This is a genomic window from Cellulomonas sp. WB94, assembly GCF_003115775.1.
Lineage (GTDB): Bacteria > Actinomycetota > Actinomycetes > Actinomycetales > Cellulomonadaceae > Cellulomonas_A.
The window spans coordinates 1-23,693 of sequence record NZ_QEES01000007.1; the positions used below are offsets into that span (position 1 = coordinate 1).

The window sequence follows — 23,693 nt, forward strand, 5'->3', positions numbered from 1 at the left end:
GACGACCTGGCTCCCCTGCTGATCTATCGTCATGACCCACATACAACAAGGCTAGCGACCTGTTCGTGATCTAACAAGCCTCGATGTCGTCGACTCGAGGCTCTGCGCATCTAGCGTCCAGAACCCTCGGGTCCACCGGGTCAGCTGAGCCGGGAGGCGACTGCCAGCAGCGCGAGGTGGTACGACTCGAAACCGAAGCCCGCAACCGTTCCGGTCGCGACGCCGCCGATCACCGACGTATGCCGGAACGTCTCGCGTGCATACGGGTTCGACAGGTGCACCTCGACGAGCACGAGGCCGGCCTTCGTGACCTGGGCCGCGGCGTCGCGCAGCGCGTAGGAGTAGTGCGTGAACGCGGCCGGGTTGAGCACGACGTGCGTGCCTGAGTCGACGGACTCATGGAGCCAGCCGACGAGCTCGGACTCGGAGTCGGTCTGGCGGACCTCGACGTCGAGGCCGAGCTCGGCTCCCCAACGGGCGCCCGCGGTGACGAGGTCGGCGTACGACGCGGAGCCGTAGACGTCCGGCTCGCGGACTCCGAGCCGACCGAGGTTGGGACCGTTGAGCACCAGGACACGCGTCATGCGCCGAGCCTAGGGGACGCGAGGCTCAGAGCGAGATCGCGCGGCTCGGCGCGGCGGCACCCTCGCTGACCTCGGCGTATGCCGCGGCGAGGAGTGTCGGGTCGGGGCCTTCGAGACGAGTCGGCCGCCCGATGCCCTCGAGCACCACGAACCGCAGCAGGTCGCCGCGCGTCTTCTTGTCGCGGCGCATCGCGGCGAGCAGCTGGTCCCAGCGGTCCCCGCGGTAGGTGACGGGAAGCCCGACCGAGGTCAGCGCCGAGCGGTGGCGCTCTACGTCGGCGTCGCTGAGCCGGCCCGCGAGCCGTGCGAGCTCGGCCGCGAAGACCATGCCGACCGACACGGCCGCGCCGTGGCGCCACGAGTACCGCTCGACCTGCTCGATGGCGTGACCGAACGTGTGGCCGTAGTTGAGGATCTCGCGGAGACCGGCCTCGCGCAGGTCCTCCCCCACGACGCGCGCCTTGACGGCGACGGACCGCTCGATGAGCTCGAGCAGCTCGGCAGAGCCGGCCGCCCGGACCGGGTCGGCAACGAGCGAGGAGTTGGCCTCGACGATCTCGAGGATGCGCGGGTCGGCGATGAAGCCGGTCTTGATGACCTCACCGAGGCCCGCGATGTAGTCGAAGCGCGGCATGGTCTCGAGCGACGCGAGGTCGCACAGGACCCCGGCGGGCGCATAGAACGTGCCGACGAGGTTCTTGCCCTCGACCGTGTTGATGGCCGTCTTGCCGCCGACGGCGGCGTCGACCATCGCGAGCAGCGTCGTCGGGACGTGCACGACGCGGATCCCGCGCAGCCACGTCGAGGCGACGAACCCGGCGAGATCCGTCGTGGCGCCGCCGCCGAGCGAGACGATGGCGTCGCTCCGGGTGAAGTCGGCTTGCCCGAGCACCTGCCAGCAGAAAGCGGCGACCTGGGCGGTCTTCGCGGCCTCCGCGTCGGGCACCTCGGCGAGCAGGGCCTCGTACCCGTGGGACAGGAGGTCGTCGCGGATCGCGTCCGCCGACGTCGCGAGCGCGGCCGCGTGGATGACGAGGACCCGCTGCACACGGTCGCCCAACAGTCGCGGCAGCTCGCCGAGGAGGTGATGGCCGATGACGACGTCGTACGGCGCATCCCCCGCGACGCTCACGACCCGCGCCCCACCGTGCGCCTCAGTGCTCGTCATACCCAGCCTCGTTCCCGTCCTCGGTGCCGCGACCGAGCCGCAGCCGGCTCAGTCCGCGTTCGATCTCCTCGGCGATCTCCGTCGGTGTCACGCCGTCCGTGGCCACGCGCAGCGTGGACACCCGCTCGTACACCGGTCGCCGCTCCTCCATGAGGGCCGCCCAGCGCGCGCGCGGGTTCCCCAGCAGCAGCGGTCGGGCCGTGTTGAAGCCGACGCGGGGCGCCGCGTGCGCGAGCGAGACGTCGAGGAACACCACGACACCTCCCGCCGACGCGTAGGCCGCGAGGGCAGCCTGTGTGGCCTCGTCGAGCACCGATCCCCCGCCGAGCGCGAGAACACCGTCGTGCTCGGCGAGCGCGGCCGCCACCGCCGCGCGCTCGAGCTCCCGGAAGGCCGGCTCGCCGTCGTCAACGAAGATGTCGCTGATCGACTTCGCAGCGACGCGCTCGATGTCGTCGTCGGTGTCCCGGACCGCAAGCTGCCAGCGTTGACCGAGCGCCGCGGCCACCGTCGACTTGCCCGACCCGGGCGGTCCGATGAGCACGATGCGAGGGCCGCCACCGGGGCGTAGGGCTGGGAGGTCGTCAGGCACAGGGGAACCGTACCGCCCGCCAGTCACGTCCCCGGTGGACCGCCCACGAGAACGACGACGGCGACGACCGCCAGGACGATCCACGCGAGCACGACGGCCACGAGCGGGCCTGAGAGCTGGATGACGCTGCGCTCCACCAGACCAGTCGCCAGCCAGCGGGTGAGTGATCGGCGCTGGACAGCCGCGATCGCACGCCAGGCAAGGGCCGCGAGAACGGCGGCGACGACCGCCACGAGGGCCGCGCCGGCGACTGGCGACGCGGAGGTGCAGCAGTGCGACCCCGCTGACGTGAACAGCCCGGTCGCCCACGTCAGCCAGCGGTCGACGACGACGGCAACGCTGTCGACCGCGTCGACCTGCCGCATCCACCGTCCCCACGCCGCCAGATGGGTCCAGCGGTACGCAACGACGAGGGTCGCCGCCCCGAGCCACGTCACGACGCGCAGGACCAGTGACAACCAGTCGCGACCCTCCCAGGGCATCCAGCTCGTCCCTGTGCCGCCGGAGTCGCGCAGGGACGGCCGGGCCCGCAGACCGCGCCGTGCGCCGAGCTGGGCGCCGCCCGGTGCGAGGGCACCGGGGCGCATGGCGAGCTCACGGATCCTCGGCAACGCTCCGCTCGCGTGGGCGAGCACCCTCGGCACCGTCTCGGCGAGGTCCGACGCGTAGGACACATGGTCGTGGAGCACCGACATGCCGCCCGGTACCAGCGTGACCCGGTATCCGGACACCCCCTGCTCGACGGCTCGTCCGTTCGGGACCAGGTCGAACGGCGCCCACAGGTCCAGCCAGTCGACGCCGATGAGCGGGTCGAGGCGAGGGATGGCGCCGTCGCCCGCGAACCGCCTGGACCAATAGACCCACTGGAGCGCGCCGATCGCGCAGATCCACGCCACCGGAACGAGCACGAGCGCCGGATGCAGTCCGAACAGCGGCAGTATCGAGAGAGCCGCGACGGCGCTCGACGTCGTTGCGGCGGTGGCCCACGACGGGAGCGGGTCGAGGTGCCGCAGGTCGTTGAGCCGCCCGGTCGCGGCGCCGACGGTCGTGAACCTGGTCGGACGTCGGTCGGGCGGCATGCCTGCGAGGACGCCGTACGCGATCGACCCGCCTTGGGAGTGCGCGAGCACGTGGACCCGGCGGGGGTCGCCGAGGCGCGCCAGCTCGTGGTCGATGGTCCACCGGACGCGCGCCCTGATGGCCTTCAGGGACGTCGGGTCCTGCAGCGCGGTCGTGACGTCACCGATGCCGGCGCTGAGGAAGCCGAGGCCACCCGCAACCGCGCGACGCAGACCCGGGATCGGCAGCACCGTCACCACGAGCAGGGCGAGCGCGATAACGGCCAGCACGGGCGCGAGCAACGCGACCGAGACCAGCTGGAACGTCACCGGGAGGATGCGGGTCAGTGCACCCCACCGACGCACGACCGTCGCGGCCGTACTGGTCCGCTGCGAGCCGCCAGGCGACAGCGGCTGCACGTCGCGGTGCGCGGACAGCACCGCCTGCGCGACGGCGAGATTCGGGCCGAGCGTGAACAGCCAGCGCACGACCTTTCTGATGCTCGGCGCCGGGAAGGCGTTCGCCCAGTACGCGTCCACGAACTGCAGCCGCACAACCGGCAGGCCGGCGACGACGCCCGGCGCGTTGACCTCGACCGTGTAGGCGGGCGGCGCGCCGATGCCCGGCGGGACGACGTCGGTGATCCGCGCGGGCGTCCCGCTGCGCGTGAGGAACTCGACCGCCGACTGCGCCCAGTCGCGCGCGGTGGCGCCGTCGGACTGGCTGCCGATGCCGTGCACGACGACCAGGCTCAGCTCGGGGACCTCAACCTCGGCGTGAGCTGCGGGGGTCGATCGTCGGGTCGTGTCGCGCACGTCCCGATCATCCCGGTCTGCCCGGTCGGGCAACAGCCCCCGCCGCCCGGGAATGCCGGGCGCGTTGCTCAGCGCTGCAGCTCGGGGATGGCGTCGAGGTACGCGTGCAGGTTGCGGCGCACCTCGCCCACGGAGTCTCCCCCGCACTTCTCGAGCAGCGCGTCCGCGAGCACGAGCGCGACCATCGCTTCCGCGACGACCGCTGCAGGCGGCACGGCACACACGTCGGAACGCTGGTGCAGAGCCTTGGCAGGCTCCGACGACGTGGTGTCGATCGTGTCGAGCGCTCGCGGCACCGTCGAGATGGGCTTCATCGCGGCGCGGACACGCACGATCTCTCCGTTGGTCATGCCGCCCTCAAGGCCGCCGGCCCGGTTGGTCCGCCGCACGATCCGGCCCGACGCATCCCGCTCGATCTCGTCGTGCGCCTGCGAACCCCGGCGTGCCGCGGTCCGGAAGCCGTCGCCGACCTCGACGCCCTTGATGGCCTGGATGCCCATGAGGGCACCGGCGAGCCGCGCGTCGAGGCGACGGTCGGCGTGCACGTACGAGCCGAGACCGGACGGGACGCCGTACGCGAGCACCTCGACGACCCCGCCGAGCGTGTCGCCCGCGTCATGGCAGTCGTCGATCTCGGCGACCATCGCGGCCGACGAATCGGCGTCGAGGCAGCGCACCGGGTCCGCGTCGAGCGCGTCCACGTCGTCGGGCGTGGGCAGCGCGGCGTCGTCGGGCACCGCGACCGGACCGATCGCCACGACGTGCGAGACGAGCCGGATTCCTGCGGCCTGCTCGAGGAAATGGGCCGCGACAACCCCCAGGGCGACACGCGTCGCGGTCTCGCGGGCGCTCGCTCGCTCCAGCACTGGACGGGCGTCGTCGAACGCGAACTTGCGCATGCCCACGAGGTCGGCGTGGCCGGGCCGGGGACGCGTGAGCGGGGCGTTGCGCGCGCGGTTCAGCTTCTCGGGGTCGTCGACCGGGTCCGCGGACATCACGTCGACCCACTTGGGCCACTCGGAGTTGCCGATCTCGATCGCGACCGGGCCGCCCTGGGTCTCCCCCAGGCGCACGCCGCCGAGGATCCGCACCTCGTCCTGCTCGAACTTCATCCGTGCGCCGCGCCCGTAGCCGAGGCGCCGACGGGCGAGCGCCGCCCGGATGTCGGCGGACTCGACCGCGACGCCGGCCGGCACCCCCTCGAGGATGCCGACCAGCGCCTGGCCGTGGGACTCACCGGATGTCAACCAACGAAGCATGGTGCGCATCTTCCCATGTCGGGCGGGGCTTGGAGCGCCTCATCCGGGCCGTGGGTCGTGCTACTTGCCGCCGAGCGGGATGAGCGGGTTCTTGCCGGCGACGGCACCCGGGAGCGCGGGCACCGCGGCGGCAGGATCCGCTGGAGCTTGGATCGCGGTGGGGTCTGTCAGGACATACGTGAAGCCGGTGACCGCCAGCTCGATGTCCCCGATCGCGGTCGCGGGGCGGCCACCCCCGGCGACGATCTGGGCCTGCGACGTCCCCGTCAGCCCTGTCACGAGGAACAGTCGCGGCGTGGCGTTCTGCAGGTCGCTGAGAAAGGCCAACCCGTTGTCGTAGGTGCCGACCACGGTCATCGTGAAGGGAATTGCCGCAAAGCCCGTGGGTCCTGCGTTGGCGACAGGCGCGGCAGCTGTAGCGCTCGTCGCGTCTGTTCCTGTGGCGTCTGCGGCGGTGGCCTCGGCGGTTGGTGCAGGGGTCGGCACGGCTGCTGCTGCCGCGGCGGACACGACCGGGACGACCATCTCCGCCACCGACGGGTTCACGGAAGTCAGCGTCACCGAGTGCGCGACGGCGATCGCGTCGAGCTGCCGGAGATAGCCGGACAGGTCGGCGCCGACCGGGATCTGCACCCGGACTGCCGCGAGGTCCGCCTTGTACTCGGGAAGCTTGGCGAAGTCCGCCGCGAGCTGCGTGATCTTCCGCTGCAGCAGCTCGTTGGACTGCTGAGTCGACTCGACCTCGGCGCGCGTCTCGGACGCCGTGGCCAGCGTCGGGGACACCGCGAGGAAGTATGTCGCGACCATGATGACCAGCGCGACGAAGACCGTTCCGCCGATCCAGGTACTCCTCTTGGCTCCGCCCATGTCACTTGGTCCCTTCAGCTGCGGCGAACCGCTTGGCGTACGCAACGTCCGTGACCTGGACGGTCGAGTTCACGGTGTAGTAGACGACCTTGTTGGTCTCGCCGATCGCGGTCGTCGACACCCACGCGTCGGAGAAGCCTGGGACGGCATTGAGGGCGTCGATCCATGCGGCCGTGTCAGGCAAGGTATCGATGCGCCCACTGAACTGGATCTGCCCGACGCTGGCCGATTGCAGGACACTGCCTGGTGCCGCCGCCGCTGTCATCGGCGTCGCTCCCGTGACGGTGATGGTCTCGAGGCTGACGCCCGCCGGCATCACCGCCGTGATCGCGTCGAGGTAGTTCTTCCACTGCACCTCGGTCGACATCCCGAGAGTCCGCGCCGCCTTCGCGTTCGCCAGAGCGTTCAGCACGAGCGGCACCTCGGCGTACTGCTGCTGCTCCTTCTGAAGCCGAGCAGTCTCGTCCTGCGCAGTGACCAGGTCAGACTGCGCAGCGGCGGCGGACATGAGGCTCACGCCGTAGGCCAGCACGCAGAGCACGAGCGTCGCGAGCAGACTCACGCCAAGCCACCGCTTGAGGACCTTCAGGCCACGCTTGGCGCGGACCTCGGGCGGCAGGAGGTTCACCTGCGGCAGCGACACGCCGATCAGCGTCGGTCCAGCGTTCTTCGGCTTCGAGCGATCCATCACGGCGGTCATGCGGCAACTCCGTAGGCAAGGCCGATCGGCAGGGCGACCAGAGACTCGAGTCCGGCAAGCGCGCCCCGAGGCATCGACTTGCCGATCTTGAGGCCGGCCAGCGGATCGCCGAGCGTCACCGGCAGGCGACCCGCGCTCGACAGGTACTGGCCGAGCCCAGGCAGGTGTGAGCCGCCGCCTGTCATGACGGCGACCTCGATCGCCGCCCCCGGGTTGTTGCCCGAGTAGTAGACGAAGGTGTTGCGCACGGCCTCGACGAGAGTCCGCGCTACGTTGCTGATGGCCTCTGCCGCGACGGCCTGCTCAGGCCCGACGGCGAAGCCGACACCGATCTCCCGCTTGAGCATCTCGGCCTCGGGGGCCGCGATCCCGAGCGCGGCCGCGACGCCGTTCGTCACGTTCTGCCCACCCAGGGGCAGCGTCCTGATGAGGCGCGGCACACCGTGCACGGCGATCACCACGTTCGTCACGCTTGCGCCGATGTCGACGAGTGCGACGATCCGCTGGGCCAGGTCGCCTCGCGCCACCGAGCGCAGCAGGGCGAACGCGTTGAGGTCGACCATCGTCGGGTGCAACCCGGCGCTCTCGGCAGCGAGCACGTTCGCGCTGACCGTGTCGCGCTGAGCAGCGACGAGCATCCCCTGGACGGTCCGTCCGTTCGGCCCGTCGAACTCGCTCGTCGGGAAGTAGTCGAGCAACGCCTCGTCGGTCGACATCGGCAGCAGCTCCTGCACCTGGAACGGCAGCGAGGCCTTGAGCTGGGGCAGCGGCATCCACGGGAGGTCGAGCTCGCGGACCAGGACGCGCTGGTTCCCGACGCCGATCACGACCTCGCGTGAGCTGAACTTCTGCTGGAGCCACAGCTGGCGGAGCGCAGTTGCGACGGTCTCCGGCTGGATGGCCTCACCGTCGCGCACCGCGCCCATCGGGAGCGGGACCTGCCCGTAGCGGAGCAGCGTGGCGCCGCCCTTGCCGGTCGGCCCACCGCTACCGAACTCGAGCTCTGCAGCCCGGACAGCCGTGGTGCCGATGTCGAGCCCGATCACCCGGGTGCTGGCCACTGGTGCCCCTTTCGATTCCGAACGCTTCCGTTCCCTCTATCGGGCGTACGCCAGGGGACCTTGAGCGGGTGACATGGATTCGTCCCGAAGCGTTGCTCCGACGCCGGTCTCAGAGCACACCCAGATACCAGTCGGCGATCGCCTGCCCGCAGGCGATCCCTACAGCTGCACCAAGGAGGAGCCACGGACCGAACGGGATCCCCGTCTTGCGGTTGGCGCGTCCCGCCACCAGCAGACCGATCGCAAACAGGCCGCCGAGGAGGAACGCAGCGAACCAGCCGACGACGAGAGCGCCCCACCCGATCCAGCCGAGGAACAGCCCGAGCACACCGGCCAGCTTCACGTCGCCGAAGCCCATGCCGGCCGGGTAGACGACCATGAGCGCGAAGTACACGGCGTACAGTGCCGCGCCGGCGAGGAGCGCGCGTCCCAGCGCGGACCAGTCACTCGCGCCGCCCGGGTTCCAGCTCGCCAGCGCCAGCAGGGCGATCGCGGCTGGATACGACGGCAGCACGATCGCGTTCGGCAGCCTCTTCGTGTCGAGGTCGATGAGCGCGAGCGCGACCGAGACCGCGGCGAGGAACAGATAGGCCGGCAGTGCCCAGCTCAACCCGAAGTGCCACGCCGTGAGTCCGAACAGCACGCCCGTGCTGGCCTCGACCAGCGGGTAGCGCCGAGAGATCGGCTCACCGCAGTCCCGGCATCGGCCGCGGAGGATCAACCACGAGATCACCGGAACGTTGTCGCGTGCGCGGATCACGTGGCCGCACCTCGGGCAGGCGCTGGGCGGGGAGACGATCGACTCGCCGCGGGGAACGCGCCAGATCACGACGTTGAGGAAGGAGCCGATCAAGAGGCCTACACCTGCGGCGATGACAATTACGATTGCGGCAACGGTGCCCGCAGACACTCCGTACTCAACGATCACCGACTGGCCTCAGGATGTCTCTCGCTTGGCGACGATCTCTGCAGAATACGACATCGCGCTGATGTTCTGGATGCCGGTGACGGGGAGGAGGCTGTAGGAGAGGTCCATGACGTTGTTGATCTCGGCGACGCACCCGCTGAAGATCTGGCCGATGATCTCGCTGTTACCCGACGCCGAGTAGAACTTGTTCGGTGTGTACATGAGCAGCCGGATGTTCTCGTCGGCGGTGATGTGGTTGTTCACATCGATCCCGACCTTCGTGCAGTCGGGCGTGTGGTAGTCCTGGATGAAGTACAGATTCTTCAGCGCACCTGGAGTGCCGACGAAGTGCGGGCGACCCGTGATGTTGAAGGCCTGGCCGTTCGCATTGAGTCCGCGCGCGAAGATCGCAACGTCCTTGTTGAGGTACATCACCTGGCCGTTGACGTTCGTGAAGTCGACGGTGCAGTCGTTGGGCATCCGGACGAGCGTGTTCTGCGTCAGCGTGGGTCCGCTGTTCTTCAACCAGTATCCGAGCGATGCCGGGTTGCCGAAGTCGGCAATGCACGTCGGAAATGTGATGGTGGTAAACCCCAGGCCCAGCCCGGGAGGATCGGTGACCGGTTCAGTCCAGTGAGCGTCGGTCAACTCAGGAAATGTCGCTGTGGGCGGCGGGTTGATGGACTGGCCCGAGTTGCACTTCGCGCTCGGGCAGGCTGAACCCGAGACCGCTACATGGGCCCATGCCTTGCCGCCGAAGACCTTGTTCGACTGAGCGCCGAGCTGGTTGAGGAAGATGCTCCCCGACGACGACTTGATGTCACCCACCATGGTCATGCTGTTGGGGTTGGCCGTGACGTTTCCGACAGCCCAGACATCGCCGGCGATCCAGTCGCAGTCGTTCTCGAACGTGACAGTCGTCCCTGCGTAGACAGATCCGTAGATCTGGCCCCGGCAATTGACGTAGCCGTTCGAGTAGACGTCGCCGTTGTTCGCGCCGTTCTCGCCGTTGACCACCGTGTTGTTGTTAGTGATCGTCACGCCGTCGTTGCCGAAGATCGCCTGCTTCATGTTGACATTGAGGTGCAGGTTGATGATGGTCTCGAAGTGCCGCACCACCGCTGCCTTGTTGGGGAGAGGGGTTGACGTCGTTGTCGCGCGCACGGCAGCCGTCCGCGCCTCGATGGCGCCGCTTGCCACGTCCGCACAGTTCATCGGCGATCCGTCAGCCTGGAAGTACGTGACGGTGGACGTGACAGTCAGGTCGTCTCGGCCGACGCGCGAAGTGAACGCAGGGACGGTGCCGCACAGCGTCCCGTCGGTCAGTGAGCTCACGGACGCATGGTCGATCTGCGAGACGAGCTCGTCCACCTGGCCCTCGGCACTCGCGATGGACACTGCCCGTTGCCGCTCCCGGCCAGACAGACCGTTCTCCCGCAGGACGAGCACGAGGATGGTCGCCACCACGGCCGAGACGAGCATGATCACCGCAACGGCGATCACCATCGCGATACCCGCCTCGCGGTCAGAGCCGCGGGCGTTCGACCAGACTGCCTGTGCACGGAGGGGCTTCACGGCGTCCAACCTTCTGAGGGAACGGGCTCGCACCGTCCTGTGTCGTAGCCGTAGCTCGTGTTGCGCCCCGAGATCGAGGAAGCGATGGACACGTTGATGTCCCTGTCCGCGTCGTACGACTTCAGGCCGACATCCAGGAGTCGGCGGTCGTAGGGCGTCGCCGCCCCTTGGAGCTCGAATGGTGGATTCGTGGCATCGAGCGTCAGGCCACGAGCGACGGTGCGCCATGGTGTCACGTCGTTCGACGTGGACCAGAGCGGGTCCCAGTTTCTGGTCCGAAGGATCGCCTTGCCGTTGCCGCCAGGAGAAACCTCGAGGACCTGCCACTGGACGCACCGAGAGATTCCGTTGGTCTGGGTGAAGATCCGCATGCAACTGCCACGGTCCGTGCCGTCTGCCGCCTTGATGCATGAGAGGACCGCGGTGGGCTCGTCCTTGGGACTGAACAAGACGTTGCCTGAACGCATCTGCTTGCTGATGTCAGCGAGACCCACCCGGATCTCGCTCTGCGCATCCGCCCGGTTGAAGGCGCCGTTGCTAACGGTCATGAGCGTGATGAGAGCACCCATGACGATGGTGATGACGATGGTGAAGATCGTCATCGAGACGAGCAGCTCGACGAGTGTTGTCCCTTGGTCGCTCTTGGCGCGACCGCTCTGGTTAGCCAACTGGAGCCGCCTGGTATGCGGAGATGGCCGAGACGCCGCCGAGTGCCAGGTCCACCCGATAAGCGCTGCCTGGAGACGTCACCTGGAAAGACCCGGCGATGGACCCGCTCTTCTGGGTGGAGACGCAGGCGGATGCCAGGCAGTTGGCGGGCCCGCTGGCAGTCGATCCGGCTCGGGTGATCGTCAGGCTCCCGGAGATCGTCGTCGTGCCCACCGTGATAGGTGGATATGTCGAACCCGCCGCCGTCCCCCAGGTCCAGGTCCCTTCGGTGGTCCCGGAGAGCGTGACCAGCGGCGCGTACGCCGTCCCGTTCCAGAGCTTGAGCGTCCCTGAACGCGTCGCGGGCGGTGAAGTCGCGGAGGCACCCGCCTCGGAGACCGCGAACTCTTTGAGGTTCGAGATCTCCCAGAGTCCGGAAGGGCCAACGACAGGAGCAAACGTCAGGACGTCGACCGCTCGCTTCACCGACGAGTGGGCGCACCCCGGTGCCGCAGCGCCGCAGATTCCAGGCGTCGACACACCGACGACATTCGCCGCTCCTGCCGAGCCGGAGATCCCCGACGCCGTGAGCAACGCGTTCGAGGAGAGGGTCGCCGTGGCGTTGCCGGGGCCCGAGATCGTGGCAGCGCTGCAGGGGCGGAACTCTCCAGCAGGACCTGTGGCAATCTGCACGGTGCCGGTGGCCGTCGGCAACGTGCACACCGCGCCGCTCGCCGCGACATCACCGTTGAGGCTGGCGCTCGACGACGAGGCAGAGAACGCAGCCGGCGTCGGACTCAATGACCCGCCTGCGATCGTGTAGCTCTGTGAGTAGTTCCGGGTGCTTCCCGAGGTCGGGTCGCTGTTCGCTTCGAGAACCCTGCTCGTCACCACCCCGGAACCGAGAGCATCCTGAGCGCCTGCTCCAATACCAGTCGACATCAGTGCGACGGTCTGCTCGACCTCAAGGCTGCTGCTGACAGCGGGGAGTCCGAGGCTCCCGATGAGCGGGCCGACGATCGAAGTGTCAGTCGGGTCGAGCTGCGTGACGGTCAGATTGAAGGAGTCCGACCCCGCGCGCCCCGAGAACGCAGACTGACAGGGGCCTGAGAAGGGGTGCAGGGTGCTCACCAGGCAGCCGCCCGGCGAGAAGGTTGTCGATCGCTCCGCCGAGTAGGTGGTGGCGCCGCCGTGCTTCGTCCAGCTCGCGATCGACGTCAGGTTGTACGCATCAGTAGTGGTCGACTGCGTCACGTACTGCCGGACCGTGTAGGTCGTGTTGCCCTGCACAGTGGTGCGCTGGCACGGCGACTGGCTGTTCACCACGAGGACTTCTGCCGGGACCGAAAGGACGGTTGCAGGGGGCGTGAATGTCTGGGCGAGGCCGACGGTGGTCACGTACGTGCTCGTGGCCGCCAGTCCGAGGGAAGTGTTGCACCCGCCAGGTGCGCCGGCGGTCACCGTCGCATACGGCAACGCGCGAAGGGACTCGATCGCCTCTGTCGCGAGAGCTGATCCGGACTGTCGCTGTCGGGACTGGGCCAGCGTTCCGAGCGCTGAGACCACGAGGCCGAGCACCGTGGTCATCACTGCGACAACGATGAACATGGCGAGGATGATCTCGATGAGGGTGAACCCGTCGTCACCTAGGTCCCTGACGGTGCTCACGGAGCGTCTCATCTGTCCTCCTCCCAACGTGGTCCGGATATCGCCAACGCGCCATGGTGGAGCAGATGCGCTACGGCATCCGCTCCACCATGACGGCGCGGTGTGACTACTACGACTACTAGCAGGCGCCCTTCTTGAGCCCATCCTGGTTGTAGCTCCAGATACCTGCGCCAGCGATGGAGGCGCCCGGGTCGACCTGCACGCAGAAGTTGGTGCCATCCGTGACCGTGCCGCTTGTGGTGTTCTTCCCCGAGAGCTTGCCGCTCGTGGTGTAGACGGGTGTTCCAGCATCTGCGAGCGTCCACACGGGCGGAGTCACTGCTGCTGCCGTGACAGTGAGCGTCAGCGGAAGCGTTCCATCGACGTAGTACGCCGCGATCTCCTTGCCGATGGTGCTCACGTCCGCCTTGGCTGCGGTCTCGGCAGCCTTCTTGCGCTGGTTGAGGAAGACCGGGATCGCGATGGCCGCGAGGATGCCGATGATGATCATGACGACAAGGAGCTCGATCAGGGTGAAGCCCTGGTCCTTCTCCTTCATGGACTTCTGAATACGAGCGATCACGTGAGTGCTCCCGTTCGAGGTGTGCTGATGAGGTTGACTTCTACTTCAGTGCCGGCCAGGAGCCGGATCAGGGTGCTGCACCGACTTCATCGGTGACGACGGTCGCACCCTTGAGGCTCCGGGTCGCTGTGACGCGGAATTCACCCGGTCAGCCCAACGGTCAGGAGATCGGCCGCCGGATCGCCGCTACTTGATCAGGTCGAAGACGCCGAAGATCGGCATGTACATGGCGATGATCATCGACCCGATGATGGCTCCGATCACGACTATCATGATCGGCTCGATGAGGCTTGTGAGCTGATCGGTCGTCGCCTCGACCTCTTGGTCGTAGAAGTCGGCGATCTTGTCAAGCATGGTGTCGAGCGCTCCTGTGTCTTCACCCACGGACATCATCTGGACGACCATGGGCGGGAACACGGGGTGCTGCGAGAGGGGACCAGTCAGTGACTCGCCACGCCGCACGGACTCCCCGACTGCCTTCGACGCGTTCTCAATCACGACATTGCCGCTCGTCTCGCCAACGATGTCAAGCGCCTGAAGAATCGGCACGCCCGCGTGGATCATCGTGCCGAAGTTGCGGGTGAACCGTGAGACGGCGATCTTCTGGAACAGCTGGCCGAAGACGGGTGCCTTCAGTTTCCACGGATCGACCCGTGTGCGAACCCCATGGTCGTTCTTGTGCTTGCGCCACCAGGCAGCGAAGACGGCCAAGGCAATGACGAACGGGATGACTGTCCACTTCATGACCGTCGACATCATCATGAGGATGCGGGTCGGCAACGGCAGAGTCCCGCCGAGGGTGGTGAACATCGTGGCGAACACCGGAACGATGAACAGCAGCATGCCGATGGTCGCGAGGATCGCGATAACGAAGACGACCACCGGGTAGGTCATGGCCGACTTGATCTTGCCATGCAGCTTGACCTCGGCCTCGAAGTTCTCCGCAACCGAGAGGAGCACCTGGTCGAGGAACCCGCCGACCTCGCCGGCCTTCACCATGTTGATCATGAGTGGCGGAAACACCGCGGCGTGCTTGCTGAGCGCCGCGGAGAACGAGATGCCGGTCTCGACATCGTTGCGCACCTGCGCGAGGACCTTGGCGAGAGGCTTCGACTCCGTCTGGTCCGCGAGGATCGCGAGGGCCCGGATCAGTGAGAGGCCTGCGTTGATCATGGTCGCGAGCTGACGCGCCATGATCGCGAGGTCCTTGAGGGTGATCTTCTCCCCGAAACCGGGGATCGAGATCTCGCGACTCATCCCGGTGTTCTTGACCTCGGCGATGGAGACGGGCGCGAGGCCCATCCCCTTGAGCCGACCGGCGACCGCGGCCTGGTTGTTCGCCTCGATGCGTCCCTTGACGAGGCTGCCGGTGCGGTCGCGGACCGCGTACTCGAAGACCTTCGTGTCGGTGGCCATCAGAACGCCTGCATCCCGAGGCCCTGAGCGCCTCCGAGAGCCTGCATGCCGCCGACGCCCGCGGCGCCCTGCGACCCGCCGGAGAACCGCCCGGTGAGCCGGTTGAAGTCCTCGATGTGCTGGCACTTCTCGAGGCCGGTCTCGTACGAGATCTTGCCGACCTTGACGAGCTCGGCGAGGTGCTGGTCGAGGGTGTGCATGCCGAGCTGGGCGCCGGCCTGCATCGACGAGTAGATCTGGTGCGTCTTGCCCTCGCGGATGAGGTTGCGGATCGCGGGGGTCGCGATGAGCACCTCGGTCGCCACCACGCGTTCGGGTGAGTCGGCGCGCTTGCAGAGCGTCTGGCAGACGACGCCCTGGAGCGCGGCGGCGAGCTGGGTGCGGATCTGCGACTGCTGGTGGGACGGGAACACGTCGATGATCCGGTCGATCGTCTGCGCGGCGTCCGACGTGTGCAGCGTCGCGAAGACGAGGTGACCGGTCTCGGCCGCCGTCAGGGCCACGGAGATCGTCTCGAGGTCACGCATCTCGCCCACCAGGATGATGTCGGGGTCCTGGCGCAGCACGTGCTTGAGCGCGGCGGCGAACGAGTGCGTGTCGGCGCCGACCTCACGCTGGTTGATGAGCGACTTCTTGTGCCGGTGGAGGAACTCGATCGGGTCCTCGACCGTCATGATGTGGTCTTCGCGGGTCCGGTTTGCGAGGTCGACGATCGCGGCGAGCGTCGTGGACTTGCCGGAGCCCGTCGGGCCTGTGACAAGGACCAACCCACGCGGCAGCCCGGCGAACGTCCCGACGACCGGCGGCACGCCGAGGTCCTCGAGCGCCTTGATCTCGTACGGGATGACGCGGAAGGCCGCGCCGATCGAGTCGCGCTGCTGGTAGAGGTTGACCCGGAACCGGGCCACACCGCGCACCGCGTAGGCGAAGTCGAGCTCGAGCTCGTCCTCGAACTTCTCACGCTGCTTCTGGGTCAAGATTGCGTAGATGCTGCGCTGGAGAGCCTCGCCGTTGAGGATCGCGAAGCCCTCGAGCGCCTTGAGTGAACCGCTCTTGCGGATCATGGGCGGCGCGCCGGTCGTCAGGTGCAGGTCAGACGCACCGGCCTTGACCATGGCGATGAGTGCCTCGTCGAGCGGCAGATCGTCCGGGTGGGCCTCCTGCGCCATGCCGATGCGGGCGGCGCGATCGCGACCCGCTGGCGGTGCGTGGGGCGTGGGTGGAGCGGGGGGCGCCGTCGGCTCCGGTCGCCGAGCGGCGGGCGCGGGCGGGGGAACCTGTGCGCTGCCGTTCGCGGGAGAAATCGTCGGCGTGTAGGCCGTCGCGGCCGGCTGGGGGTTGGCGACCGGCGCGCGGAGCTGCGGGGGCACCGCACCGGTGCTCTGCGACGGCACAGGCGAGTACACCGGCTGGGTCGGCCGGTCGGGCACAGCGCCGACCTGGGGACCGGCGGGCCGGTAGGGCGGCAGCGGCCGGGTCGGTTCCCCATTCGGGGCCTGGTATGGGTCGCTCACGGTTCAGCCTCCACGTCGTCGCACACGCGTCCTGGGTGGTGCCGCGCCGCCGACGGCGGGCCGGGCACACCCATGAGCATTCATCGGTCCGGTTCCGCCCAGCCTTGAGCGATTTCCGGGGAACGGGTCACGCAGGACTCAGGCCACGACGCGCAGGATCTCCTCGATCGAGGTCTGGCCCATGACGACCTTGATCCAGCCGTCGTCGCGGAGCTGGACCATGCCCTGCTTGCGCGCCATGAGGGCGATCTCTGCGGCCGAGGCGTGCGACACGGCGAGACGCTCGATCTCCTCCGACACGCGCATCACCTCGTGCAGCGCGATACGCCCGCGGTAGCCCGTCTTGGAGCACGTCGCGCACCCGACCGGACGGTAGAGGATCGGCATCTCCTCCCCCGGCATCCATGGGAAGCGGGCGCCCACGAGCTCGACCTCTGTCGGCTCGTACGGCTCCTTGCACTTGTCGCAGAGCTTGCGGGCGAGCCGCTGAGCGACGATGGCGTCGAGCGCCGAGCCGACGAGGAAGGGCTCGATGCCCATCTCGATGAGACGCGTGATGGCCGAGGGTGCGTCGTTGGTGTGCAGCGTGGACAGGACGAGGTGGCCGGTGAGGGCGGCCTCGATCGCGATCTGGGCAGTCTCGTGGTCGCGGACCTCACCGATGAGGACGACGTCGGGGTCGGACCGCAGGATCGAGCGCAGCGCACTCGCGAACGTCAGGCCGGCCTTGGGGTTGACCTGGACCTGGTTGATCCCGTCGAGTCGGTACTCGACCGGGTCCTCGACCGTGATGACGTTGATCTCGGGGCGTGAGACGGCGTTGAGGGTCGCGTAGAGGGTCGTCGACTTGCCCGACCCCGTCGGCCCCGTCACCAGGATCATCCCGTAGGGCTTGGTGAACGACTCGTGATACGTCTCGTAGTTGTCGTCGAGGAACGACAGGTCCCGCAGGTCGAGGCTCGCCGTGGAGTTGTCGAGGATTCGCATGACGATCTTCTCGCCCCACACCGTGGGGAGCGTCGCGACGCGGAGGTCGATCTTCCGGCCGTTGTGCACGACGGACATGCGGCCGTCCTGCGGCTTGCGCTTCTCCGCGATGTCGATGTCCGAGAGGATCTTCACGCGGCTGATCACGCCGCCCTGGATCTGCTTGGGCGACCGCTGCATCTCGTGGAGCACGCCGTCGATCCGGTACCGCACGCGCAGGTCGTGCTCGGCCGGCTCGATGTGGATGTCGGACGCTCGGTCGGTGATGGCCTGGCTCACGAGCAGGTTGACATAGCGGACGATCGGCGCGTCGTCGTCGACGTACTCGCCGACCTTCGCGGCCTCCGCCTCGGCGAGCGAGGCCTCCTCCTCGAACGCCGAGGACAGGTCCTCCATCTCGCCGTCCGAGCGGCAGTACCGGTCGATCGCCCGCGCGAGGTTCTCGAACGTCGCGACGACGGGCGTCACGGGCATCCGCGACATCGTCCGGACGTCGTCGACCGCGACGACGTTGCCGGGGTCGGCCGTGGCGAGGATCAGCGTGCCGTTCTGGATCGCGATCGGCAGCACCGTGTAGCGCCGGCACAGCGCGGCGGGGACGGTCGCGACCGCCATGCGGTCCACCGGGTAGTCGTCGAGGTCGATGAACTCCATGCCGACCTGCCGCGCGAGCGCCGCCACGAGCTGACCCTCGGACAGGACCCCGATCTCGACGAGGGTGCGGCCCAGCGACTGCCCGCGTGCCACCTGCTCGTCCAGCGCCGCCATGAGCTGACCCTCGGTGACCAGCCCCTCGTCCAGCAGGATCTCGCCCAGTGCCTTCACGGTGGGTCCTCTCGTCACGGTGCTGTGCTCCGACCGCACAGGTGCCATCAACCAGATCGGCACGCGAACGGGTGAGGGTAAGGATCCGCGGCGTGTTTCGCCGGATGGATTTCGTCAGGCGCGCGGTGCGGGGTCTGCCTGGGCGTCGACCTGCTCGAGCGCGTCGGCCAGCGCGGCCGCCATGGCGTCGACGGGCCCGGGGCGACCCGTCATGAGCCGCACCTGCTCGGCGGCCTGGTGCAGCAGCATGCGTTCACCGCCGACGACGGGGCCCCCGGCGCGCGCCCACGCGGCCGCGAGGGCAGTCGGGCGCGGGTCGTAGGCGACATCGAGGAGCACCCCGGTCGGTGCGACGGCGCCGTGCTCGGAGGCCCGCGCGGCGATCTGCGTCGCGAGGACGTCGGCGGCGTGCGGGGGCAGCGTCGAGACGACGAGGTCGGCGGACGTGATCTCGTGAGCGGCGGTGTCCGAGCTCACGTACCGCGGTTCGACTCCCATCCGGTGGGCGGCGCGCATGAGCCCACCGATCCGTCCGAGCGAGCGCACGTACACGACGGGCGTCGTGCACCCGAGCTGCGCGAGCGCTGCGAGCGTCGAGGCGGCGGTCGCACCACCGCCGAGCACCGCGGCGGTTCGCCGGGCCGACGCGACGGGGCCGGTGGTGAGCGTCTCCGCCAGCGCAGTGACGATCCCGTACACGTCGGTGTTGGCGCCGGTGAGCACCGGGCGGCCGCGCCCGGCCTGGACCAGCACGGTGTTGACGGCACCGACGACCTCGGCGAGCGGCTCGATGTGGTCGAGCAGCCCGATGACCGTCTGCTTGAGCGGCATCGTCAGGCTGAGCCCGGCCCACTCCCCCGTCAGCGACTCGAGGAATGCCGGCAGCTGCTCCTCCGTGACGTCCACGGCGTCGTACCGCCACGTGTCCAGGCCGAGCGCGGCGTAGGCGGCACGGTGCAGCACCGGCGAGAGCGAGTGCGCGATCGGGTGCCCGAGGACGGCGGCACGCCGTCCACCGCGCACGTCGGTCACTTCCCGTTGGCCTTCTGCCACGCCCTCAGCTCGGCGACGTTCACGTTGTGCTCAGCAAGCGTCGTGGCGAACTTGGTCTCACCCGTGTCGAGGTTGACCGCTGTCCAGAACAGCCAGTCTCCTGGCGTCGGGTTGAGGACCGCATCGATCGACACCTCGCTCGGCGACGCGATCGGGTACGGCGGCAGACCGACCCGGTTCTCGAGGTTGAACGGGTTGTCGACCAGCTTGTCGTCGTTCGTCAGCGAGGTGCCTGGCCGACCCAGCCCGTACGCGAGAGATGCGTCGATCTGCAGGCGCATGTCGATGTCGAGCCGGTTCTGGATCGCCTGGGCGATCTTCGCGCGGTCCTCGGGCGACTTGCCCTCCTCCTCGACGAGCGAGGCGCGGATGAGCGTGTCCTCCCACTTCGCCTGCGGGACCTGCTTGGCGGTGAGCACCTCGACGGTCTTGGCCACCATCGGCGTGAGCACCGAGCTCGCCGTCGCACCGGGCTCGACCTGGTACGTGAGCGGGAACAGCCAGCCCTCGAGCTGACCACCGGCCTCCGCCGGCAGCCCCAGAGCGGCGGTGTCAGCCGCGGCCGCGTCGAGGTCTGCCGCGGGGATCCCGGTCGCGGTGGAGATCTTGGCGAGGATCTCCTTGACCGAGAGACCCTCCTGGATCGTGACCTTGAACGAGACTCGGCTCGCCGGGTTCAGCAGCGCAGAGACGGCGTCCGACGCCTTCATCTGCATGAAGAGCCGGTACGTCCCGGGCTGGATCGACGCCGCGGCAGGGTTCGCGTTGAACGCCTTCGTGAAGGCGCCCGCGGTGGCGACGACATCCGCCTTCTGGAGCGTCGCGCCGATCGCTGCGCCGCTGTCGCCGGTCGCGACGACGACGTCCACCGAGCCCTGGCCCGGGCCCGGGTAGTCCGTGACGGCCTTCTGGGAGCTCGTCGAGGAGAAGTCGATGCCGAGCACGCTGACGACGACGTACGCCGCCCCGCCGACGAGCGCGAGAGCCATGAGCAGAACCACCAGGCTCCGGCGGCGACGGCTGCGGCGTTCCTTGGCCTTGCGTGCCTTGCCCCGCTGGTGGGCCCGGCGGGACGGCAGGGGCTCCTCCTGGTGGTGAGCCGGGGCCCCGAGGAAGAGATCACTCATCGGGTCGTCCCTCCGTTCCGTCGTGCAGGTCATGGGCGATGCGGCCCTGGGTCGTCGAGTCGTCGGCCCCGCAGCCCCCCTCGCGCTGGTCCGGAGTGCCGGGGTCGACCTCGACCCGTTCACCGGATCGCCGCCCGGTCGCACGTTCCGCATCCAGCGCGGCCTGCAGGATCACCACCGCGGCCGCTTGATCGATGACCTGCCGGTGGTGGCGCCCGGACCTGCCGGACGCATGCAGCGCTTGATGGGCGGTCACCGTGCTCATCCGCTCATCGACGAGCCACACCCCCACGGGTGCAACCGCCTGCGCCAACGTCACAGCGTACCCACGTGCCGAGGCCGATGACGCCCCTTCGTGGCCCGAAAGATGTCGAGGCAGCCCGACGTACACAGCAGCTGCACCCCGCTCACGCACCTCCGTCACGATCCGCGCCACGTCCGAAGGGAACCGACCCGGGCCGGGCCGCGCCGTGTCCCGCGCCAGGGTGTCGACGGGCGTCGCGATCAGGCCGTCAGGATCGCTGGTCGCCAGTCCGACGCGGACGCTGCCCACGTCGACCGCGAGCCGAGGTCCTCGGGAGACAGTCAGACCCGGCACCTCAGGCTGCCGCGCCGATCGCCGTGCGGATGCCGTCGAGCGCCTCGCCGAGACGGGTCGCGTCGGTGCCACCGCCCTGAGCCAGGTCGTCCTTGCCGCCACCGCCACCACCGAGCACGCTCGAGGCGACCTTGACCAGCGCCCCGGCGCGAACGCCGCGCTCACGGGCTGCGGCGTTCGTCGCGACGACGACGAGCGGACGGCCCTTGTGAACGCCTCCGATGGCGACGACGACCGGCGCCGACTCGCCCAGCCGGGCGCGCACGTCCAGGACGACCGTGCGCAGGTCGTCGGCCGAGCCGATGTCACCCGCGTCGTGCGTCACGACCTTGACTCCACCGGCGTCCACGGCGCCGTCGGCCAGGGCTCCCGCCCCGGCGAGCGCCTGCGCCTGCCGGAGTGCGCCGAGCTCCTTCTCCGAGTCCTTGAGCCGCGTCAGGAGAGTCGAGACCCGGTCGCTCAGCTCGTCGGGACGCGCGCCGAGAAGGCCGGACAGCTGCCCGACGAGCGCGTGCTCCTTGGCCTGGAACCCGTAGGCGCCGTCGCCGACCAGCGCGTCGACGCGGCGCACACCGGAGCCGATCGAGGACTCGCCGAGGAGCGTCACGAGACCGAGCTGGCCCGAGCGGCGCACGTGGGTCCCGGCACACAGCTCCCGCGACCAGTCGCCGCCGATCGAGACGACCCGCACACGGTCGCCGTACTTCTCCCCGAACAGCGCCATCGCGCCCAGGGCACGCGCCTCGGTGATCGGCATGACCTCGTCGGTGACGTCGAGGTTCTCCGCGAGCTGGGTGTTGACCCGCTCCTCGATCTCGGCCAGGACGCCGCCGGGCACGGCGGAGCCCGACCGGAAGTCGAAGCGGATCCGGCTGGGGGCGTTCTCGGAGCCGGCCTGGGTCGCCGTCTCGCCGAGCGACTCGTGCAGGGCCTTGTGGATCATGTGCGTCGCCGTGTGGGCGCGGCTGATCGCCTTGCGGCGGAAGACGTCGATCGTCGCGGTGCCCGACTCGCCGAAGGTCACGGTGCCGTCGACCAGGCGGCCGTGGTGCACCGACAGGCCCTTGACGGGCGCCTGGACGTCGTCGACCTCGATGCGCGCGCCGCCGTCGAGCAGGATCGTGCCCTGGTCGGCGAGCTGCCCGCCGCCCTCGGCATAGAACGGCGTGCGGTCGAGCACGATCTCGACGTCGGCCGGCGCCGTCGCAGCCGGAGCCGGGACCCCGTCCACCAGAAGGCCCACGACGCGCGAGCGCGCCGTCGCCTCCGTGTACCCGAGGAACTCGACCGGGCCGGCCGTGTCGGTGCTGAGCTCGGCCTTGAGCTGCTGGTACGCCGTGGTGTCCGCACGCCCGGCACGCTTCGCGAGCGTGTCCGACCGCGCCCGGTCGCGTTGCGCCTGCATGAGCGAGCGGAACGCGGTCTCGTCGACCTCGACGCCCTGCTCCGCCGCCATCTCGAGAGTCAGATCGATGGGGAAGCCGTAGGTGTCGTGGAGCTGGAAGGCCTTCTCGCCGGACAGGACGGGGGTCGATGCCGCAGCGGTCGGCGCGGCCTTGACTGCCTGCACGGCCGTGTCGAGGATCGTCGTGCCGGCGACAAGGGTGCGCCGGAACGCGTCCTCCTCGTTGTACGCGATCGCGCTCAGACGCTCGAAGTTCGCCGCGAGCTCCGGGTAGGACGGGCTCATGGCGTCCCGGCTCGCCGGAAGCAGCGACGGGAGCGCGAGGTCCTCGACGCCGAGCAGCCGCATCGCGCGCACCGAGCGGCGCAGGAGCCGACGGAGCACGTAGCCGCGTCCTTCGTTCGACGGGGTCACACCGTCACTCATGAGCATCAGGCCGCTGCGCACGTGGTCGGCGACGACGCGCATCCGGATGTCGTCCGCGTGGTCGGCGCCGTACCGGCGACCCGAGAGCTCCTGCGCGGCCTGGATGACCGGGAACACCTGGTCGATCTCGTACATGTTGTCGACGCCCTGCATGAGGTACGCGACGCGCTCGAGTCCCATGCCGGTGTCGATGTTGCGCTGCTTGAGGTCACCCAGGATCGGGAACGACTCCTTGCCACCGCCGTCGCCGCGCTCGTACTGCATGAAGACGAGGTTCCAGATCTCGATGTACCGGTCCTCGTCGACGATCGGCCCGCCCTCGAGGCCGTAGGCCGGGCCGCGGTCGACATAGATCTCGGAGCACGGGCCGGCGGGCCCGCGGGCGCCCGTGGACCAGAAGTTGTCCTTCATGCCGCGGCGCTGGATGCGCTCGTCGGGCAGCCCGGCGATCTTCTTCCAGAGCAGGGCCGCCTCGTCGTCGTCGTGGAAGACCGTCACCCAGATCGTGTCGGGGTCGAAGCCGTACCCGCCGTCGGCCTGCGAGCCCGTGATGAGCTCCCACGCGTAGGTGATCGCGCCTTCCTTGAAGTAGTCGCCGAACGAGAAGTTGCCGTTCATCTGGAAGAACGTGCCGTGCCGGGTCGTCTTCCCGACCTCCTCGATGTCGAGGGTGCGCACGCACTTCTGCACGCTCGTCGCGCGCGGCCACGGGGCCGTCTGCTCGCCGAGCATGTACGGGATGAACGGCACCATGCCCGCGATGACGAACAGCGTCGAGGGGTCGGGCGAGATGAGCGGGGCCGACGGGACGACGGTGTGCCCGTGGCCCTCGAAGTAGTCGAGCCAACGCTGGCGGATCTCGGCGGTAAGCATGATG

General features: G+C 69.0%; 20 protein-coding genes. All 20 read right to left on the reverse strand.

All coding sequences use genetic code 11. The features are described 5' to 3' along the window. Positions 1-140 precede the first annotated feature (140 nt). The 20 genes from DDP54_RS17185 to alaS all read right to left on the reverse strand — a co-directional run bounded on the left by DDP54_RS17185 (position 141) and on the right by alaS (position 23,689). Positions 141-584: a type II 3-dehydroquinate dehydratase gene (locus DDP54_RS17185; RefSeq protein ID WP_109133224.1), complete on the reverse strand. Its 444-nt coding sequence runs from the start codon at positions 582-584 to the stop codon at positions 141-143. Positions 585-609: 25 nt separating this feature from the next. After that, positions 610-1,752, reverse strand: a complete 1,143-nt coding sequence (gene aroB, locus DDP54_RS17190) for a 3-dehydroquinate synthase (protein ID WP_109133225.1) — start codon at positions 1,750-1,752, stop codon at positions 610-612. Then, positions 1,739-2,344: a shikimate kinase gene (locus DDP54_RS17195; protein ID WP_197711478.1), complete on the reverse strand. Its 606-nt coding sequence runs from the start codon at positions 2,342-2,344 to the stop codon at positions 1,739-1,741. Before DDP54_RS17195 ends, aroB begins: the two co-directional genes overlap by 14 nt. 23 nt (positions 2,345-2,367) lie before the next feature. Then, positions 2,368-4,218 carry a hypothetical protein gene (locus tag DDP54_RS17200; protein ID WP_109133227.1) on the reverse strand — a complete coding sequence of 617 codons (1,851 nt, stop codon included), beginning with the start codon at positions 4,216-4,218 and terminating at the stop codon, positions 2,368-2,370. Between the two features lie 68 nt (positions 4,219-4,286). After that, positions 4,287-5,477: a chorismate synthase gene (gene aroC / locus DDP54_RS17205; protein WP_109133331.1), complete on the reverse strand. Its 1,191-nt coding sequence runs from the start codon at positions 5,475-5,477 to the stop codon at positions 4,287-4,289. Between the two features lie 60 nt (positions 5,478-5,537). After that, entirely contained in the window at positions 5,538-6,344 is an 807-nt protein-coding gene (locus DDP54_RS17210) for a hypothetical protein (RefSeq protein WP_109133228.1), read from the reverse strand. A 1-nt stretch (position 6,345) separates the two neighbouring features. Further along, entirely contained in the window at positions 6,346-7,044 is a 699-nt protein-coding gene (locus tag DDP54_RS17215; RefSeq protein ID WP_109133229.1) for a fimbrial assembly protein, read from the reverse strand. Beyond that, positions 7,041-8,105 carry a type IV pilus assembly protein PilM gene (gene pilM / locus DDP54_RS17220; protein WP_109133230.1) on the reverse strand — a complete coding sequence of 355 codons (1,065 nt, stop codon included), beginning with the start codon at positions 8,103-8,105 and terminating at the stop codon, positions 7,041-7,043. The genes DDP54_RS17215 and pilM overlap by 4 nt, the downstream gene beginning before the upstream one ends. Before the next feature lie 109 nt (positions 8,106-8,214). Beyond that, the gene (locus tag DDP54_RS17225; RefSeq protein ID WP_109133332.1) at positions 8,215-9,015 is read right to left on the reverse strand and encodes an A24 family peptidase; all 801 of its coding nucleotides are present in this window, start codon (positions 9,013-9,015) and stop codon (positions 8,215-8,217) included. A 27-nt stretch (positions 9,016-9,042) separates the two neighbouring features. Further along, complete coding sequence (locus tag DDP54_RS17230) at positions 9,043-10,596, reverse strand: hypothetical protein (RefSeq protein ID WP_146192468.1); 1,554 nt, start codon at positions 10,594-10,596, stop codon at positions 9,043-9,045. Beyond that, a complete protein-coding gene (locus DDP54_RS17235) occupies positions 10,584-11,189 on the reverse strand; it encodes a type II secretion system protein (protein ID WP_242448577.1) in 606 nt (201 codons plus the stop codon). Before DDP54_RS17235 ends, DDP54_RS17230 begins: the two co-directional genes overlap by 13 nt. Before the next feature lie 58 nt (positions 11,190-11,247). Continuing rightward, a complete protein-coding gene (locus tag DDP54_RS17240; protein WP_146192469.1) occupies positions 11,248-12,903 on the reverse strand; it encodes a prepilin-type N-terminal cleavage/methylation domain-containing protein in 1,656 nt (551 codons plus the stop codon). Between the two features lie 118 nt (positions 12,904-13,021). Next, positions 13,022-13,441, reverse strand: coding sequence for a prepilin-type N-terminal cleavage/methylation domain-containing protein (locus DDP54_RS18865; RefSeq protein ID WP_277949613.1), 420 nt, complete (start codon positions 13,439-13,441; stop codon positions 13,022-13,024). A gap of 210 nt (positions 13,442-13,651) precedes the next feature. Next, the gene (locus DDP54_RS17250; protein ID WP_109133234.1) at positions 13,652-14,881 is read right to left on the reverse strand and encodes a type II secretion system F family protein; all 1,230 of its coding nucleotides are present in this window, start codon (positions 14,879-14,881) and stop codon (positions 13,652-13,654) included. Beyond that, a complete protein-coding gene (locus DDP54_RS17255) occupies positions 14,881-16,395 on the reverse strand; it encodes a type IV pilus twitching motility protein PilT (protein WP_277949614.1) in 1,515 nt (504 codons plus the stop codon). Before DDP54_RS17255 ends, DDP54_RS17250 begins: the two co-directional genes overlap by 1 nt. Positions 16,396-16,533: 138 nt before the next feature. Next, entirely contained in the window at positions 16,534-18,207 is a 1,674-nt protein-coding gene (locus DDP54_RS17260) for an ATPase, T2SS/T4P/T4SS family (RefSeq protein ID WP_109133236.1), read from the reverse strand. Between the two features lie 114 nt (positions 18,208-18,321). Then, positions 18,322-19,230 (reverse strand): shikimate dehydrogenase, encoded by a 909-nt coding sequence (locus DDP54_RS17265; protein ID WP_109133333.1) that lies wholly within the window; start codon positions 19,228-19,230, stop codon positions 18,322-18,324. Positions 19,231-19,235: 5 nt separating this feature from the next. Beyond that, positions 19,236-20,387 carry an endolytic transglycosylase MltG gene (gene mltG, locus DDP54_RS17270; protein WP_109133237.1) on the reverse strand — a complete coding sequence of 384 codons (1,152 nt, stop codon included), beginning with the start codon at positions 20,385-20,387 and terminating at the stop codon, positions 19,236-19,238. Continuing rightward, positions 20,380-20,985, reverse strand: a complete 606-nt coding sequence (ruvX, locus tag DDP54_RS17275) for a Holliday junction resolvase RuvX (RefSeq protein WP_109133334.1) — start codon at positions 20,983-20,985, stop codon at positions 20,380-20,382. The genes mltG and ruvX overlap by 8 nt, the downstream gene beginning before the upstream one ends. A gap of 1 nt (position 20,986) precedes the next feature. Next, positions 20,987-23,689: an alanine--tRNA ligase gene (gene alaS, locus DDP54_RS17280; protein ID WP_109133238.1), complete on the reverse strand. Its 2,703-nt coding sequence runs from the start codon at positions 23,687-23,689 to the stop codon at positions 20,987-20,989. Between the last annotated feature and the right edge of the window lie 4 nt (positions 23,690-23,693).